Origin of the sequence: Methanoregula sp. (genome assembly GCA_026625165.1) — an archaeon.
Lineage (GTDB): Archaea > Halobacteriota > Methanomicrobia > Methanomicrobiales > Methanospirillaceae > MVRE01.
This window is the reverse complement of sequence record CP112999.1, coordinates 628,955-646,222: the sequence shown is the minus strand read 5'-3', so window position 1 is coordinate 646,222 and position 17,268 is coordinate 628,955. Positions and strand designations below refer to the sequence as shown.

Here is a 17,268-nt window from a genome sequence, read left to right as displayed (position 1 = left end):
CTACAGTATTTATCCGCCCGCTCCCAATACTGGGAGACAAGAGTGAGCGACAGGATTTTGGCCATGGAAAAGATTCTTATCATCGGTCACCGGCAGCCGGATACGGACTGCATCGCGAGCGTGATCGCGTACGCGGAATTCAGGAACCTTGCGGAGCCGGGAGTGTATGTCGCAGCCCGCTGTGGTGAACTGAACTCTGAGACCTGTTTTGCCCTCCGTAAATTCGGGATGGATCCCCCTGTTCTGATTGAGAGTGTTGAGCCCCGCGTTTCCGACCTGAAGATTGCACGGATCAGCGTAACCCTCGATGTACCGACGGTCGAGGTTGCGGAACTCATGGACACGCACGATATCCGGAACGTGCCGATCACGGATGATGAGGGGAGACTCGTCGGCGTTGTGGGTGAGCACGGGCTCGCCCGTGCCTACGTCCGCCGGCTGAAGATCGGTGCGCTTGCAATTGCGCCGCTCCCCCCGGATACCCTCGCGCGGATACTCTCCGCACGGGTGCTGGTGAGTGCAGCGGAAACACTTGAGGGCAGGGTGTTGATTGCACTCGACACGCCTGATGTTGCCGGAAAGAAGATTACTGACAAGGATATCGCTGTGGCCGGTGACAACAAACCGCTTCAGCTCGCCCTTATTGCATCCGGCATTGCGGCACTGATCGTTGCGGACGGCGCACCGGTCAGTGCACAGGTAATCCGCGAGGCAGAGGCGCGGGGAGTGCCTCTCCTTGCTACAGACCTTGATGCATATGGTATAGGGACTATGATTAGCTTGTCGCTACCGGTACGGATGGTGATGGAGACAGACATCCCGAGGCTCTCGCTTTCCGATACCATCACACAGGCAAAACAGACCGTGTACAACTCCAAGTTCCGTTCCGCCTGCGTCGTTGACAGGGACGGGAATCTCCTCGGCATCGTGACGAGGACCACGCTCCTCTCGGACGTGCATAAACCGGTAATCCTGCTCGACCACAACGAGTTTGTCCAGGCAGTGGACGGGATTGACGGGGCAGAGATCCTCGAGATCATCGACCACCACCGGCTCGGCGCGATGTCGACCCTGAAACCGGTGAAATTTTTAAACGACCCGGTCGGGTCCACCTCCACCATCATCACCCAGAAATACCGCGAGGGCGGTATCTCTCCGTCGCCCGCGATCGCGGGTATCCTCCTTGCCGGCATCCTTTCCGATACATTAGTCCTGAAGATGTCTACTACCACACCGGATGACCTGGAGGCGGTGGCATACCTTGCACCGATCGCGGGAGTCGATCCGGCTGCGTTCGGGCAGGAACTGCTGGAGAAAGGAATGAACCTTGACAGTTCAACGACGGAGGAACTTTTAATGCGGGACACGAAACGTTACACACTCTTTGGCAAAAACGTAATCATTGCACAGGTGATGGTCCCTTCCTTCTCGTTCCCGCTGGCACATGCGGATGAGATCCGGCGGGAGCTGGCAAGACTCCGGGTGCAGCAGGGTGTGGACTTCTACATAGGGATGTACACAAGCGTCATCGAAAACGGGAGCATGCTCTTTGCGGCAGCGGAAAGCCATGTCCTCACAACGCTGGGAATCCGGGACCAGCCTGTCCTGCTTGAGAACATGATGTCCAGAAAGAAGGACATCCTCCCGTGGTTTGGGGAGAAACTGCGGCCGTCCTGAAGAGATATGGCAGGTTTATTTAAAAACATTCACAGTTGACGGGCAATAAATAAAAAGGGGGGAATTTTAAAAAATCATTTCCACCGCCTTGCCTCCTCCGACCCCGATAAGGCGGTCGGGTGGTGGGGATCTCGTATCGTCGTTATCTGTCTCGGTCAGTTCATCATCAATTGTCCTAAATACTCCCGCGTCCAACGATTCCGGATATGCTGGTGCCATTATGCCCGTTGTAATTCTCAAGATGAAAAAAGGCTGGTCGGTTGAACAGAAGGCAAGGATCGTAAAAGAGTTCACAGATACGCTTGTCAGTACACTGAAGATCGAGCCCGAGCTTGTGACCATCATGATCGATGAACATGAACTGGAGAACATCGGAAAAGCCGGAAGACTCCGGTCCGACACCAACTAATTGGTCATTCCAGCCATCTTTTTTGCAAAGGTGACCGCCCGGCAAATATCACGCACATCCGGGTGCCCTTTGTTGATCCCGCCGAATTTTCCAAAGAGCCCATACGTATCATACCCTTTGCAGCAGAACTCTCCGGCAAGAACTCCACCTTTTGCAGCCATCTCCTTTTTGATCGCCCGGTGGAAGAGGAACCATGCTGCACAGGACCCGGCTGTCGAGAAGACAAAGACGTTCTTTCCGGCAAGGGCCGGTAGGGCAGCGATTGCCATGAGCAGCTCCTTATGGTGTTTTGCGAAATAGATCCCGGAGCCGAACCCGATCAGGTTAGACTGTGACAGATCTTTTCCGCCAATTCCTTTGGCCCGCACAGTTCCGCACCGATTGCCTGTGCCATCGCTTCAGCAATTTTTTTTGTATTCCCTTGATGGACAGACAGGTAACAGATAAGGTCACTCATCTTTTCCACCTCTGCTTTGAGTTCAAGGAGTACCTGTTGAGATTAAGATCATGCCATGAGGGCAATTACAGGAACTGTCGATATCCACTGGTTAACACTCCTGGCAGGAAAGATCTGATTCATTTCTGGACTCTCCTCCGGCTCCAGCCGACAAACAGGATACCGGCAAGCAGGATTGCTCCGACTGCGACAAGATGCAGGTTCGTAATCCCCATCTGGGAGAGCCATATGAACATACCGATATCCGTCATCAGTGGCCCTTCAGAAGGCTTCCCCCCTTTTGCCATCACGGCTTTTGTGGTAATTATGCTAAAGATAGAGGTCCCGTCAGGAGAATAAGCCGTGAATTTCATGGCATCCTGCGGTGTCGTCCCTAAATAGCGGGTGTCAAGAACCTGTGTAGTATGATCCTTCTCACTGATCCGCGCAATGCGGACGCTCTCAATCCCGCCGTTCGAGATGACCCATCCGGAGGGAACTGTAAATGTCAGGTTCGCAGCACCGGTCTGTTCGAGGTTCACTTTTGTGATGTTCATCATAAATGCTGCCGAGTTGTAACCGAGGTTCTCCCTTTCAGCTTCGGCCTTGAAGAGATCGCTTATAGTGGAAGAGACATTGGCATCAATGGTTTTTGTCAGGGATCCTTTTCCGGTCAGCCCGATCAGGTCAACACGGACGGTCCCCGTCAATTCCCCGGCATCGATCTTCCCGATAAGAGGGCTTGTTATAAAATCTGCGCGGGTCACCTTTCCGACAATTTTCCCGTTCTTAAATTCAAAATTTGTCCCGTAAAACGTGATCAAAACTGATGGTGAACCGTGCTGGTATACTTCAACCCGGTCAGGATGAGGGGTGACTTCAGCACCCGCGGTCTGCGCTGCCCCGAGATCGAGTTCCAGGGTATTTGCATTATCCACATTGAAGTTCAGTCCGAAAAATCCGACAGGATACGTCCCGGCAGACTGGCCAGGCAGAAGCGGAGGGGGCGGGGCAGGATGTTTCAGTTCTGCATAGGACATCCCCGAGCTGGATCCTCCCGCTGATGCCAAAGGAAAGATCAATAGAATCCCGATACACACTGCGAGATACCTGACAGCCGTATTTCCTCGTTGACCATTTGTTATTTGCTGGATTTTCGTACTAATCGGAACCATCTCCAGTCCATAATAAGGGTATTACAGGAAAAGTCCTGACCCTCATGGCGGCATATCTACTGATGGCTCAATTCGGTTATTAATATTATGATAGTTTTTTTAGAAACGATGTTACCCGGATTGGGGGTCCTTGATGCATTACAGGCATTTCCGGGAAATATACTCATCCTCATATCCAAGAGTAACATTCATTCATAAACGTGTTCAATAGGTGATAATAGCATGGCAGAATCATTCAACGGGGCAGGTGGTCTTCCCGAACAGGTTCCAGCCAATACCTTGTATCTGGCCAGGTGGAGCACCCGTTTCTGGGCATGGCTGATCGATATCATCCTTGTCATCTTATTTTTAAATATTATCAGAGGGGCCCTGGAACCATTCTGGACCATACACCAGATCCTTGACTATAAAAACTGGAACCCATTTGAAGTAGGGTTCCAGACCCTGTTCTTCTTTTTTTACTGGACGAGTATGGAAGGGTACTGCGGGCAGTCCCTTGGTAAAATGGTGATGAACATCAAGGTCGTAAAACGGGATGGGACAAAAATAAAATACGGATCTGCTGCAATTGAAAGCATGGGTAAAGCAATCCTTCTTCCGGTCGACTGCCTGATCGGCTGGTTCGGGATGCCCGGAACCAAGCTCCGGCTCTTCAACCGGATCTCCAACACCATCGTTATAAGGACGGACTACCGGGAGCCAGCCGGGATCGTTTATGTGAAGGAAAAGGAGTGACGAATTTTAGGCTCTGTAAAAATGCTTAGAAATCCCAGCTCTTAACGCTCTTGGGGGCTTCGGCTGATGCTTGCGCCCCCGCCGCTGCCGCATCCCCCACAATGCGATATCACTGGAACAAGTTAGGGCAATATGGATAATAGAAACGAGGTTTTCTACAGAGCCGAATTTTATATTTTTTTATTTATCGAATGCCGGTGACCTGTTCAAAATAGTGAGGGACTGATGGCAGAGCAGGATCCTGATATGTCCTCCCGGCCGGATATAAAAGAACCAGAACCTGAGGGTGAACCTGATAAACGGATTGGCCATCATTTCAGGATGCTTGCGGATGAGAGCCTTCAAACCGATAGAAAGCCACTGAATCCCCCGGGAGGCCGGGGGACTTCCGGGCGACAGGTGCGCTCCTCGATGCACTGTTTGATGAGAGTTTCCGAGTGCGAACATAAGTGACACAGGCACCAGACTTGATCGGGGATCCCCGGGGTGCTTGCTTAGCTCTTCGCCGATGCACTCCTGATCATCGGGTGGGCTGCGATGTGGGAACCCGTAACGGTTCTCCTCTATGAGCTCTGGCCGATTATCCAGACGAAAAATATTTACTTTCGGATCAGTCACATGGAGATCGATGTCCTGCCGTCTCCCTGAAACAGTCATCCAATCCGGTGGATCTTTTTGAGGTGTGAAACCAGTTCCTGAGTGCTTCGCTGCGGTTGTCGTACCTCATCTCCAGTGTCGCGTTCAGACCGCAGACCAGCAAAGATGCCCGCAACCGCTTTTCCATGGGACGGGCTGTACCCGCCCTCCAGAACAAGGGCGATCGGGGCACCGGTAGATACCGCAAGCATCCTTGTGAGGAGTTCAAAATGCTGAGGCATGACTTCCATCATGCCAAGCGGATCATCAAAGAGTATGTCCTGACCCGCAGAAACAATGATCAATTCCGGCCGGAACCGGACAAGAGCCGGGACAAATACATCAGAAAAGACGCATGTGTAATCTGCAATGCCGGCGCCGGCATAAATCGGGGCATTGATGTTGAACCCGGCACCGTCTCCGGTCCCGGTCTCACCGATACTGCCGGTGCAGGGGAAAGCATCCCGCTGGTGCACAGAACAGTATAACACCTGGTTGCTGGAAAAAAATGCGTGCTGGGTGCCGTTGCCATGATGATTGTCCCAGTCGACAATCGCAATGCGGTCCGAGCTTTTCAACGCAGCAGCGGCAGCAACAGCGGCATTGTTCAACAGGCAGAACCCCATCGCCCGGTTATGTTCCGCATGATGGCCGGGGGGTCGCACCAGCGCAAAACAGTGCTCACCGGAAAGGGCACGGTCCGCAGCGGCAACAGCGCTCCCGGCCGCGAGATTTGCGATATCAAAGGAATGCCGCGTGATATAGGTGTCGGGATCAAGGAATGCCACACCGTTTGTGCCTAAACACCGTTGCTGCAGCATGGCGATATAAGAAGGAGAATGGATGCGTCCGAGATCTTCCATCGGACATGCCTGCGGGGGATACACAGGGCACCGGGGATCCAGCCCGCTGCAGGCAGTTATCAGCCGGTTATTGGACTCGGGGTGCCCGGCACAGTCATGGGCAGAGAACTGCGTCCCTGTGATCGCAGAGCAGCGCATGGTCGATCAAGCAGTCGATACCACCCGTCAACAATAAAACATTCCGTTTTATTCTTATTGGCAAAACAGCGTGGGACTGCCCCTTTGGCAGATCCCCACATTTCAGGTTATATTCAACACCGTCCATAAATTAAAATATTGACTGCATGCCATATTGAATGAGTGACACTCGGGGCCTTCTGATGCCGTTATTCGGATCTCTCAATATACGACAGCCTGATATCAGCGCGATGAGGGAGGCCAGGGATATCAACGGCCTGAACTCATTGCTTGACCATGGTAATTTTGATATCCAGTGGCGTGCCGCTGATGCGCTGGGTACTGTTGGGGCGGAAGCGGTCCCGGTTTTGCTTGCCTCCCTTCACCACCGGAGCATCAACACCCGGGTGGGTGCTATAGAGGCGCTTGCCGCCATCAGGGATGCCCGTGCGACCGGCCCGCTCGCTACCCTCTTAAAGTCCGAAGAGACCAGTGAAATCCGATGGGCGGCTGCCCTTGCTCTCGGGGAGATCGGCGATACGAACAGCATCCCGCTTCTTGTTAAATCGCTCCAGGATATGGACCGGTACGTGCGCTACGGGGCGGCAAAAGCGCTCGAGCAACTTGGCTGGAAACCGGAGAGCGATGCTGACAAGGCATATTATCTCCTTGCCCACCAGAACTGGGACGGCGCAAAAAAGATCGGCAGACAAGCCACCGGCCCCATCATCTCCCTCCTTAAAGAGAAACACCCCGCGACCCGGGCAAGGATGGTAGAACTCCTCGGGAGCATCGGGGGCCCGGATGCAAAGGCAGCCTGCAACCTCGCATTGCAGGACAGCGACAGCAGTGTCCGGTGGAATGCGGTGCTTGCATCGCGAAAATGCGGGATCCCCATCACCCGGCTCCCCGTAGGGCTCTCACAGCGCCCGAAAAGCGGGCCCAGCCCCTTTGGGTCAGCGCTGCTGAACTTCTTCTTCCTCGGGCTCGGTTACAACTACATGGGAAAATGGTGGGGATTTTTGATCTTCATGAGTTACATGACTCTCATTGTTTTCGCGCAGCTCGACCTTGGGCCGTTCCTGCCATTTATTCTCGCGTATCCTGTCACCGCAGTGTTTGCTACTCAGACCTATTTCATGGCAAAACGTGAATCGGAGATGACGGGGTGAACAAAACGATCAACCTTCCTGGCATATTAACCAAAAAAAAGCCGGATATTGAGGCTCTGGCGGCAAAAAAAGATATTGCGGGCCTTGTCAAAGCGCTCCAGTTCCACGATATTACGGTGCAGTCGCACGCTGCACAGGCGCTTGGATCACTGGGCACTCCGGCAATGGACGCGCTTGTCCGGGCACTGAAGAAGAAGGACAAGCACATCCGGCTGGGCATCATCGAAGCGCTCACCATAATCCGTGATCCAGATGCGGTGGCAGCCCTCACCGAGACGCTTAAGGACGAGAGCAGCGAAGTACGGTGGGAAACGGCGATCGCGCTAGGTGAGATCGGCGATGAACTCGCAACCGTGCCTCTTGTCCAAGCTTTAAAGGACCATGACAAATATGTCCGGTTCGGGGCTGCATTTGCCCTTGCGAAAATTGGCTGGAAGCCCGCGGATGATACTGAGAAGGCATTCTATTTTGCCGGCATGCAGGAATGGAAAGCGGTAAAAATGATGGGAAAATCCGCGATCCCTGCCCTTTCCCACATCCTCAATGACCGGGACAGCAATGTCCGTCAGAAAGTCATCGAGATCCTGGGCGAGATCGGCGATCCCGATGCGACACCGGCGCTTATCCGCTCGCTTGCAGATGAGAACACTGAGGTGCGTTGGAAAACGATTCTCTCCTCGCCCCGGTGCCGGATCAAGTTGATGCACCTGCCCCGCGGGTTGGCCCGCCGGCCGAAGATGACAAAAAACCCGCTGGTCGCAGGGTTTTTAAACTTCATGCTTCCCGGTCTCGGGTACGGTTATCTGGGCAAATGGTGGGGTGTGATGATCTTCCAGATCGATATCACCGCCACGGTCTGGCTTTTTAAGTTCGGGGGCGAGACCAATACCTACAGCATCCTGTTCCCGCTCTACCTCCTGCTCGGCATCCATGCGTACTATATTACGGTAAAAATGCCGGAGCCGCCGATCTGATTTTTTTTTAATTAATCCGATTGTTCAATCAAAAAAGTGAATTCCTGTCCCATTACCGGGACAATGGCAGGATTACTATTTTAAAAACGTTACCGCTGTGTTACCCGGGTAATGCCTGTTTCCGGTTCTCCAGCTCCTGGCTGCAGGCATCACAGAACATCTTTTTCTTGCAGTCAAGTTCGTCAAGCGAGTTGGGCAGGAACATGATGCATTCCGGCACGGCGCAGTGGTTAAGGCCGAGCAGGTGCCCCAGCTCGTGCGCCCCTTCCTTGGAAAGCCGGTCGATCAGGTCATCGTCGTGTGCCGGCTTCCCGTAAAATTCATTCCCGAGCCGGGCACATGATACCACCGCTGCGCCGACTGGTTCCCGGGCCAGCCCGAACACGAACCGGTGCCCGTCCCGGAAGAGGTCCTGGGACACGACGAGGAGCACAGGATCGGAAATTTTATGCCGGTGCTTGTATGCCTGAACACTGTCAAGCAGCACCCGGGCATTGACCTGCTTTCGCGCATGGTCATAGCCCATCATGCGCACGGGGTTCTCGGTGATGCCTGATTCCACCCCGAGCACGGCAGATATTGTGCGTCCCACCGGCACCTGTAACCCCGCCGGCGCAGCCAAATCCCAAAAAATATGGATATGCATCGCTATAATTTGTTTAAAATGGGCGAGCATAAACATATTGAGAAGTGCGTAGGGGCATATATCGCCGCGCATTACAACTCCGCAGTAGAGGTCGGGATCGGGCAGAATACAACCGCAGCAAGAATCATTGCCGGAGCCAATAAGGTCATCCGGTGCACGGATATAAAAAAAATAGTGCCAGACCATGACCTCGAAATTATTGCAGATGACATCTTTGAGCCCGACACCGGGATCTACGCGGGCGCAGAGGTCATCTATGCGATCCGGCCGGCAATCGAGATGGTACCGCCCATGATCGCACTTGCAGAGCGCGTCAACGCTGATCTCCTCGTGTATCACCTCGGATTTGAACTCTATGGCAATGGCGGGGATACGGTGGACTGCGGTGTGCTGCTCCACCTGTATCACGCACGCCGGATTCCCTAAAAAAGGGTAGCCTGGTGCTCTGAGGGAGGTTTCTTTTCAGAGTTTTTCTGCGCCTCAGGGGGTTGCTCTTCAGGCACGGGAGGTTCAGCCGGGGGGATCTTTTTTGCCTTGGATTCTTTTTCTTTCTGTTTTTCCTCTTCCCGGATCTCAAGTGCCACTTTCTTTACAATTTCTGATGATCGTACCTTGTCATTTAAAAAAAAGTTGAGCGATTCGGCGTCCATCGAAAGTGCCCTTGTGAACCCAGCGGGGTCGTTCTCGACAAGCTGCGAGATTATGCCAAGGTATTCTTCACGGAGCGTATTCTGCGGGACCTGCATCATCCCCGCAATTTTGTTCAGCAGGGCCGAACGGATCGCCTTTTGCTTTTTTGCACCCGCCATCTTATGCCAGCGTGCCGGCGGCATGATCCGGGAATGAACCCCCTTTCCTGCCGCCATATCAGCAACCCCAAGCAGCATCACGGCATTTGCATACCGCCAGAGCATGTGGTACTGGCGCCGGTATGTATACCCGAGGTACTCGTCTGCCCGTGCAAGATAATGGTACGCTCCCTGCAAGGATGCATCGCCCACCAGCAGGTGGATATTGCCCTCGATCCACTGCTCGATGGTCTCGGGTGTGTCCTCCACTTCGCGGGAGAGCCGGAGCAGGTCTTCGTCCGAGGTCTTTGACCCCATGGCGGAGATGAGGGAGAAGATGGAGATCCGCTCGTCTTTCTGCGAGGTGTGCACATGCGTGTCATCAAGGCGCTGCCTCCCGATGGCAGCCGCATAGAGCATATTGACAGAAGACCTGATGTCGCCTTCCGCGCTCTCCGCGATCTGCCGGACTGCCGCGTCCGTACACTCGACCTTTTCTGCGGCGCAGATATACTTGAGATGGGGGGCGATTGACCTGGCGGGGAGCGCTTTGAACTGCACCGGTTCACACCGGAGCCGGATCTCAGGGGCGATACCGTAGAGGTCGTTTGCGATCAGGATCATCGGCTGCCGGGCAGACCTGATGCATTCGACGATTGCGCGGGCTCCGCCCCGGTCCGCAGTCCCCTGCAGGTTGTCTGCCTCGTCAAGGACGATAAGTTTCCGTGCTGCGCCGGTCAGGCTTGCCGTAGTGCTCCCGCCCCCGGCAATTCTTTCGATAACCGCAGCCGTCCGCTGGTCGCTTGCGTTCAGCTCTGTTACTTCCCAGCCCATATCGTTTGCGAGCGCGGTGGCGCACGATGTCTTGCCGATACCGGGCTTGCCGTAGATCAGGAGCGGTTTTGACTTATGCGTCCAGTCCCGTGCCCACCGTGCAACCTGCTGGACCGCGCTGGCGTTGCCGACAATGTCTGCCAGGCGCACGGGACGGTATTTCTCAGCCCAGTCCATACCAACACGTTGACCGTATATCAAATAAATTATGTCTGATGAGCCTCCAATACCATACACGCAATCCTGAAATGCCGGGTATGCAGGTGATGTCGTGGAAAAGAGCTGCTCCACCGAGATAATAGCGAACGTGGTCAGGGAATACGAAGGTGTCCGGAGGAAGCATGCCATCGGCGAGATGGTGAACGCCTTAAAGATCGATGCTCCCCATGTCATCGCATCGTTTGGGGAGGATGCAGCCGTGATCGAGCACCACGGTGAGGCGCTCTTGCTCGCTGCTGACGGCATCTGGAGCCGGTTGATGGAGGCAGACCCCTACTGGGCAGGGTACTGCTCGGTACTGGTCAACATCCATGACATCGCCGCCATGGGAGGCCGGCCGCTTGCGATGGTAGATGTCTTTTCTATCACAAAAGAGAGCACGATCCACGAGCAGGTGGTAAAAGGGATGCACGACGCGTCGCTCCAGTTCGGGGTTCCTATCGTCGGCGGGCACCTGCACCCGGATGCGCCCAACAGCGTGATCGACGTCTCGATCCTAGGGTGTGCACGGCTTGACTCGGTCATCTACAGCCATACAGCAGAAGAGGGGGACCTCGTAGTGATGGCAATCGACCTTTCTGGCAGGGTTCACCCATCGTGCCTGCTCAACTGGGATTCGGTCACCATGAAACCTGCGGGAGTGGTCAGGGCACAGATCGCCCTGCTCGAGCAGATCGGCAGAGACCACCTCGTGACTGCCGGAAAGGACATCAGCAACCCCGGCCTCATCGGCACTCTCGGGATGCTGCTTGAAGTGAGCGGGAAGGGGGCAAGTGTTGACCTCGGGCGTATCCCGAAGCCTGACCTTGCTGCAAACAACATGACATTTGAACAGTGGGTCAGGATGTATCCCGGTATGGGTTTTGTGCTGACAGCAAAAGAGAAGGACCTGCCCGAACTCATCCGGCGGTTTGCATCGGTCGGCATGGATGCAAAGGCGATCGGGACTGTAGACACGACAAAAACACTCCGGATCTGCTACCAGGGTGACGAGACCCAGGTATTTGACTTTATAAAAAATGGCATCATGCACCTGTTCTCAGAAGACCTCCCATGTCACCTGAAATGAAACGTATCGGTATCGGGATCGGTGACGACGCAGGAAAAGTGATCGCGAGTGCACAGGCCGTTGCCGGCAGGATTCGCGTCATCTGCTACTGCCAGCCGTCCACGGTTGACCCCAAAACATTGGCTGCGGGCCCTGTAACGATCGCTGAGTGCGGGGAACCGGAAGAGGCGCTGGTCGCTGACCTGATGGCAGGCACAATCGATGCAGCTGTCAGGGGTACGCTTCCGTCAAACGCCACCCTCAGGGCACTGAAACTTAAGACCGGTACCGACCATCTCGAGCGCATTGCCCTCCTGGAGACAGCCACGGGCAAAAAGTTCCTGCTTGCCCCGGTCGGTGTGGACGAGGGATGGACGGTGCAGGAGAAGCTTGTACTGATAAAAAAAGGCAAAGATATTGCCGGGCGTTTCGGCCTATCTCAGGACGTCGGGGTACTATCCGGCGGTAGGTTCGGGGATGTCGGCAGGCACCCGCAGGTCGATGCAAGCATGGCTGACGCAGAACTGGTCGCCCGGCTAAGCGGCGCCCGCCACTACGAGATCCTAATCGAGGACGCGATTGAAGAGTGCGGGATAATTATCGCACCGGATGGCATTTCCGGCAATTTAATCTTCAGGACACTCATATTTCTCGGGGACGGGCACGGACATGGCGCGCCTGTGCTAAATATCGATAAAATATTCGTGGATACTTCGCGCGCCTCACCGGATTACACCAATGCGCTATTGCTTGCAGCATCTTTGCTGGATTAAATTAAAACCGGTTTAAATCTTTATTTTCAAGAATTGTCCTATTTAATCGGAATTAAAAATATTCTGCGAAATTCTGCCGCTCGATTTCGCATACCGTTGCAGCATGCCTTCCGATGCTCCATTGGAGGATAAATTGAGCCTTTTTTACAGAAAGTATTTATATATATCGATATACTTATTTTTTGAGGTACGAAACATGGCAGATTTACCCATCGCCGCAGTTGTAAGGATTGCAAAGAAGAACGGAGCAGAGAGGGTCGGCAGCGACGCGGCAGAGGCCCTTGTCGTGAAGGCAGAGAAATACATCGCCCAGCTGACCAAGGAGTCCAACAAGCTGGCAGAACACGCCGGCAGAAAGACGATCAAGAAAGAAGACGTTGATCTTGCAGCAAAGTCATAAAATCAACTCTTTTTTCCCCCTATTGCGATCTGGTCAACCGTTACTGTCCAGATGGTATTTTTTCCACCGGGAACGATTCAGGCTGTTTCCCCGGGTGGTCGTATCATACCCGTATAGATGATATCAGTGCCGGGCATCGGAACCTGATCGATTACCTGGAACCCGAAATGTTCGTACAGGCTGATGTTTTTCCGTTCCTGGGTATTCAGATAACAGGACATCTTCTTCTTATCAAGCTGTGCCAGCACCGGTCTGACAAGCCGGCCGGCATATCCTCTCCCTTGAAACGACGGGTCGACCCCGATGAAAAAGAGATAGGAATGGTTGCCCGGAACATGCCTGTTGTGCAGGGAATCTACCATAGAAGAAAAAGACATCAGCCGATCCATGATCTCCGTTCCCAGCTGTTTTTGTAACCTGAACCCGCCAGAGCGAAATGCCCGCCAGAATGTGATCTCAGACTTTTGGGATGGGATCCAGACCGCGACACCTTCCATGTTCTTTGACGTTGCAATTACATCGCCATAGATCATGCCGTACATCAGTTCAAATTCAAAAAGGTATTGTGCCCGTACCGCCCGTTCTTTCGGATCCGGGATCAGGTGAGTCAGCTTCGGATCATTGAAAAAAGCCCGGGCCAGCAGGACAGATGCCGGGCTGATCTGTTCCTTGGCAAGCCGGATACAATCACTTCCGGGTTCAATCATCTCCGGTCACAAATCAGTATCTGTAAAGTACTGTATCATGAATGTTTTTGTACTGCCGGATATGAACCGGAGATACCTGCTTTCAGAATACCCTGATGAGAAACTCTTTCATAGCCCACATGAGGGGGTGTTGAGGATTACATATGATCCAGATACGGTTCCTCCCCACAGGGGACACCCGAATCTGATGAAACAATATCTGGCACAGAAAAAAAAAGAATTGACTTACAGTCTTCCCTTCGTGCTCGGTACTCCCTTCTTTCCGGTTAATGCAACCGCTTGGGCTAAAGCAATCCCGAACGCCTTGAAGACCGCCTCGCACTGGTGGTGGTCGTTTCTCCCGGAGAACGTGATGTGGGCGGTGATGCCGGCCTTTGTGCAGAGGGTGTAGAAGAAATGCTCGAAGATGTCGCTCTGGATGCCGCCGACTGATGCGCCGTTAAACTCACCATCGTACACAAGGTATCCCCGGCCCCCGCAGTCCAGCGCCACCTGCGCGATCGATTCATCCATCGGGATGATCGCGTGGGCAAACCGCCGGATCCCTTTTCCGTCGCCAATTGCCTGTTTTATCGCATCGCCAATGACGATGCCGGTGTCTTCCACCGTGTGGTGGCAGTCGACGTTCAGATCGCCTTTCACCGTGCACGCAAGGTCAAACCCGCCATGCTTTGCCATCGCATGGAGCATGTGGTCAAAGAACGGGATGCCCGTCTTTATGCTCCCTTTTCCTGTGCCATCAATGGTGAATTTTACGATAATTTTCGTTTCCTTTGTCGATCGGTTCAGTTCTACCTTCCTCATCTGCAAACCTCCATAGCCGCTTTTAACGTGATCCTGTTGCTGTAGAGTGCCGAGCCCAGCACCGCCCCCCAGGCACCGGCATCCCGGAGCCCGGCAACGTCCTGCGGTGTTGAAACCCCCCCGGCGACGACAACGGGAAGTTTTGTCCTTTTGATCAGGTCCCTGACCGGCCCGAGCCTGACACCCTGCTGGAGCCCTTCCACGTCCACATTGGTGTAAAGGAACGATCCGGCACCCAGCGATTCGAAGAGTCCCGCCCAGAGAAGAACGTCACCGGCGGTCTTCTGCCAGCCTTCAACTGCGATCTGACCCCCTTTTGCATCTACTCCTGCCATGATCCTGTCGCTCCCGAACTCGTCGGCAAGCTGCCGGATACTCTCCGGTTTTTGCGTGGCAAGGGTGGAGATGATGATCCGGGAGACACCGGTCGAAAGCCAGCCTGCCCCATCCTGCACTGACCGGATCCCGCCGCCGAGCTCGATCTCAACCCCGGTCTTTTTGATGAGGTCGCGGATCAGGCCGGCATTTTTTGTTGCGGTGCCAAACGCACCGTCAAGGTTGACCACATGGAGCGCTTCCGCCCCTTCTTCAATCCATCGGCCGGCGCAGCGGAGCGGGTCACCGTAACCCGTCGCAGTCTCGCGCCTGCCCTGCACCAGCTGGACGCACTGCCCATCCAGAATATCAACTGCAGGCAATATTTTCATAATGTTCAGCGGATCATCCGTTGGATCGACATGACGAGGATATCCTTTGCACCGGCACGGCGGAGCGCGTTGATGAGCGCATAGACCCGTTCTTCGCTGACGACCGCATGCACAGCAACGAGGTCTTCAGTCGATGCAACGTCCATGACCGTCGGGCCGGAAAGGCCGGGCAGCACGCTTTTCACCGTGTCAAGCGAGGAGCGCTTCACGTTCATCATCAGGTAGCACTGCCCGCGTGCCCGCACAACACTCTCAAGGGCAAGCATGATCTCATCGATCTTCTCGCTTTTTGCCCTGATGGAGTTCTTGTTTGCAATGAGGTGCGTGCTGGTCTCAAGGACATCGGCGATGACCCGGAGCCGGTTGGTCTTTAACGTTGTCCCTGAACTGGAAAGATCGACAATCGCATCGGCGATGCCCAGATGGGGTGTTGCCTCGCAGGCCCCCCCTACAAGGACGATATTCACCGAAACCCCGAGTTTTTTGAAAAAATCTTTTGTTATCACGGGAAATTCCGTGGCAACCTTGGCGCCTTCAAGGTCCCGTGCCGTACTGATGCCGGAGTCCTCCCGCGCAGCAAGGACAAGTTTCGCCCTGCCGATCTGGAGGTCAAGGAGATCCCTTACATCAGAACCCCGCTCCAGCACCATGTCACGGCCGGTGATCCCCAGATCGGCCGCTCCTGTGGCGACATATTCAGGGATATCGACAGGGCGGGCAAACAGGATCTCGACATGGGGGTCGAGGGTCTTTGTGATCAGGCGGCGCTCGCTCCCGGCTTCAGGGAGGTGGAGCCCGCTTTTTTCCATAAGGTCCATGATAGGCCCTGCAATCCTCCCCTTGTTAGGTATCGCAAGCCGGACCATGGGGGAAAAAGGGGGCGGACCCTGACGAGCCGGTTTTTTTGTACCGGCTTTTTTTTGTGATTTATCAGAAAGTCTTGAGCTCACCGCGGATTACCTTCTCGGTTACATCGGTCACGTTCTCAAGCCAGCAGTCGACAATGCCCTCGATCTCCCCCTTGATAGCCTGCATCCTGACACCCGGCTGCGGCAGCACCTGTACACTTGCCACCAGCGGCCGGTCGATAGGCTGGCCGATCTGGGAGAGGAGGCGGATATACATCTCCTCAATTCCTTCCACTTTCGCAACGCAGTCGTTCGCGATCTGGGTCGAGAGGAGGTTGTAGATCTTGCCGATATGGTTGATCGGGTTCTTCCCGCTCGTCGCTTCCATGCTCATGGGCCGATTCGGCGTGATCAGCCCGTTGCACCGGTTGCCGCGCCCGACAGAGCCGTCATCACCCATCTCGGCGGATGTCCCGGTCACGGTCAGGTATATGCTCCCGTTTTTGATATCATCGCCTGTATTCATATGGACGACGACTTTGCGTCTGGTCTGCTTCTGGGCGATCCTTCCGATCTCTTTTTTGAGGAGCGCCATGTATTCCTTGTATTGCCCGATATCTGCGCAGTATTTGTCGACCACGGCACAGGCAACGGTGAGCGTGATGGTGTCATTGTCCCGCAGACCCATGATCTTGATGTCCTGCCCGATTGCAGGATATTTCACCCGCAGTTTATCATCGATAAAATCGCTCACCCCCTTGACGATGTTTTCAACATCCGAGAACGGCGCGTGTCCGACACCGAACGAGGTGTCGTTTGCCCGGGGCACTTTTCCCTCGCAGAGTTTGAATACGTCCTGGAGATCCGTTGAGCCGGTGCCGAGCCGGCAGTCCATGATGACATCGCGTTCAAGGTTTAAGCTCTTGAAATGCCTGCGCAGGTAATCCCGTGTCGCTTCCACGGCAATCGTGTCTGCGGCGATCGATACGTTGTTGAATTTCTTGGTAGCACGCCCGTCGATCAGGATAAAGATCGGGCGGATCACCTTACCGCCACCGAATTTCGGGTTGGACTCCCCGGCAACCACTTCACCCTGGTCGGTGTTGTGGTGGAGGACTACCCCGAATTCCTCGAGATATTCCCTGCAGAGCGCCCTGCTGATTGATTCTGCAATCCCGTCGGCGATGCTGTCGGGGTGGCCGAGACATTTCCGTTCAACAACCTCAACCTGCTGCTTCTCCAGCGGGATCTGGTTCAGTGCTTCGACTTTGATATTTCTCTTCATCTGATTCCTCGGGCT

Annotated in this window: 19 protein-coding genes; 9 read left to right on the top strand and 10 right to left on the bottom strand. The window is 54.4% G+C overall.

The genetic code is table 11. The features are described 5' to 3' along the window. The first annotated feature begins 63 nt into the window (after positions 1-63). Together OS112_03575 and OS112_03570 are read left to right on the top strand one after the other, a co-directional pair. Complete coding sequence (locus OS112_03575) at positions 64-1,677, top strand: putative manganese-dependent inorganic diphosphatase (GenBank protein WAC05719.1); 1,614 nt, start codon at positions 64-66, stop codon at positions 1,675-1,677. A gap of 220 nt (positions 1,678-1,897) precedes the next feature. Then, positions 1,898-2,086: a tautomerase family protein gene (locus OS112_03570; GenBank protein ID WAC05718.1), complete on the top strand. Its 189-nt coding sequence runs from the start codon at positions 1,898-1,900 to the stop codon at positions 2,084-2,086. On the opposite strand, the gene OS112_03565 is transcribed toward OS112_03570, so the two are convergent. Together OS112_03565 and OS112_03560 are read right to left on the bottom strand one after the other, a co-directional pair. After that, positions 2,083-2,454 carry a hypothetical protein gene (locus tag OS112_03565; protein WAC05717.1) on the bottom strand — a complete coding sequence of 124 codons (372 nt, stop codon included), beginning with the start codon at positions 2,452-2,454 and terminating at the stop codon, positions 2,083-2,085. The genes OS112_03570 and OS112_03565 overlap by 4 nt on opposite strands. Positions 2,455-2,662: 208 nt before the next feature. After that, positions 2,663-3,562 (bottom strand): hypothetical protein, encoded by a 900-nt coding sequence (locus OS112_03560; protein WAC05716.1) that lies wholly within the window; start codon positions 3,560-3,562, stop codon positions 2,663-2,665. Between the two features lie 357 nt (positions 3,563-3,919). Between OS112_03560 and OS112_03555 the strand changes: the two genes are divergently transcribed. Further along, positions 3,920-4,432, top strand: a complete 513-nt coding sequence (locus tag OS112_03555) for an RDD family protein (protein WAC05715.1) — start codon at positions 3,920-3,922, stop codon at positions 4,430-4,432. Between the two features lie 653 nt (positions 4,433-5,085). On the opposite strand, the gene OS112_03550 is transcribed toward OS112_03555, so the two are convergent. Further along, entirely contained in the window at positions 5,086-6,069 is a 984-nt protein-coding gene (locus OS112_03550) for a histone deacetylase (protein WAC05714.1), read from the bottom strand. Positions 6,070-6,227: 158 nt separating this feature from the next. On the opposite strand from OS112_03550, the gene OS112_03545 reads away from it, so the two are divergent. Next, positions 6,228-7,220, top strand: coding sequence for a HEAT repeat domain-containing protein (locus OS112_03545; protein WAC05713.1), 993 nt, complete (start codon positions 6,228-6,230; stop codon positions 7,218-7,220). Next, positions 7,217-8,194: a HEAT repeat domain-containing protein gene (locus OS112_03540; GenBank protein ID WAC05712.1), complete on the top strand. Its 978-nt coding sequence runs from the start codon at positions 7,217-7,219 to the stop codon at positions 8,192-8,194. The genes OS112_03545 and OS112_03540 overlap by 4 nt, the downstream gene beginning before the upstream one ends. Positions 8,195-8,294: 100 nt before the next feature. Here OS112_03540 and OS112_03535 read toward each other — a convergent pair whose 3' ends face one another. After that, positions 8,295-8,840: an archaemetzincin family Zn-dependent metalloprotease gene (locus OS112_03535; GenBank protein ID WAC05711.1), complete on the bottom strand. Its 546-nt coding sequence runs from the start codon at positions 8,838-8,840 to the stop codon at positions 8,295-8,297. Positions 8,841-8,858: 18 nt separating this feature from the next. Here OS112_03535 and OS112_03530 point away from each other — a divergent pair, with 18 nt between their 5' ends. Next, positions 8,859-9,266: a UPF0146 family protein gene (locus tag OS112_03530; protein ID WAC05710.1), complete on the top strand. Its 408-nt coding sequence runs from the start codon at positions 8,859-8,861 to the stop codon at positions 9,264-9,266. Here OS112_03530 and OS112_03525 read toward each other — a convergent pair. Then, positions 9,263-10,639: a replication factor C large subunit gene (locus OS112_03525; GenBank protein ID WAC05709.1), complete on the bottom strand. Its 1,377-nt coding sequence runs from the start codon at positions 10,637-10,639 to the stop codon at positions 9,263-9,265. The two genes, OS112_03530 and OS112_03525, sit on opposite strands and share 4 nt — an antisense overlap. 94 nt (positions 10,640-10,733) lie before the next feature. Between OS112_03525 and OS112_03520 the strand changes: the two genes are divergently transcribed. The 3 genes from OS112_03520 (at position 10,734) to OS112_03510 (ending at position 12,902) form a co-directional block, all read left to right on the top strand. Next, positions 10,734-11,750 (top strand): methanogenesis marker 2 protein, encoded by a 1,017-nt coding sequence (locus OS112_03520; GenBank protein WAC05708.1) that lies wholly within the window; start codon positions 10,734-10,736, stop codon positions 11,748-11,750. Further along, on the top strand, positions 11,735-12,502 hold the full coding sequence (gene mtxX / locus OS112_03515; protein ID WAC05707.1) for a methanogenesis marker protein Mmp4/MtxX: 768 nt from the start codon (positions 11,735-11,737) through the stop codon (positions 12,500-12,502). Before OS112_03520 ends, mtxX begins: the two co-directional genes overlap by 16 nt. A 196-nt stretch (positions 12,503-12,698) precedes the next feature. After that, positions 12,699-12,902 carry a histone family protein gene (locus OS112_03510; protein ID WAC05706.1) on the top strand — a complete coding sequence of 68 codons (204 nt, stop codon included), beginning with the start codon at positions 12,699-12,701 and terminating at the stop codon, positions 12,900-12,902. A gap of 77 nt (positions 12,903-12,979) precedes the next feature. Here OS112_03510 and OS112_03505 read toward each other — a convergent pair whose 3' ends face one another. The 5 genes from OS112_03505 to OS112_03485 all read right to left on the bottom strand — a co-directional run bounded on the left by OS112_03505 (position 12,980) and on the right by OS112_03485 (position 17,253). Further along, the gene (locus tag OS112_03505; protein WAC05705.1) at positions 12,980-13,609 is read right to left on the bottom strand and encodes a GNAT family N-acetyltransferase; all 630 of its coding nucleotides are present in this window, start codon (positions 13,607-13,609) and stop codon (positions 12,980-12,982) included. A 225-nt stretch (positions 13,610-13,834) separates the two neighbouring features. After that, complete coding sequence (hisB, locus tag OS112_03500) at positions 13,835-14,413, bottom strand: imidazoleglycerol-phosphate dehydratase HisB (protein ID WAC05704.1); 579 nt, start codon at positions 14,411-14,413, stop codon at positions 13,835-13,837. Next, on the bottom strand, positions 14,410-15,120 hold the full coding sequence (hisA, locus tag OS112_03495) for a 1-(5-phosphoribosyl)-5-[(5-phosphoribosylamino)methylideneamino]imidazole-4-carboxamide isomerase (protein ID WAC05703.1): 711 nt from the start codon (positions 15,118-15,120) through the stop codon (positions 14,410-14,412). The genes hisB and hisA overlap by 4 nt, the downstream gene beginning before the upstream one ends. A 5-nt stretch (positions 15,121-15,125) precedes the next feature. Next, positions 15,126-15,986 (bottom strand): ATP phosphoribosyltransferase, encoded by an 861-nt coding sequence (hisG, locus tag OS112_03490; GenBank protein ID WAC06129.1) that lies wholly within the window; start codon positions 15,984-15,986, stop codon positions 15,126-15,128. A 64-nt stretch (positions 15,987-16,050) separates the two neighbouring features. Beyond that, positions 16,051-17,253 carry a methionine adenosyltransferase gene (locus OS112_03485; protein WAC05702.1) on the bottom strand — a complete coding sequence of 401 codons (1,203 nt, stop codon included), beginning with the start codon at positions 17,251-17,253 and terminating at the stop codon, positions 16,051-16,053. Between the last annotated feature and the right edge of the window lie 15 nt (positions 17,254-17,268).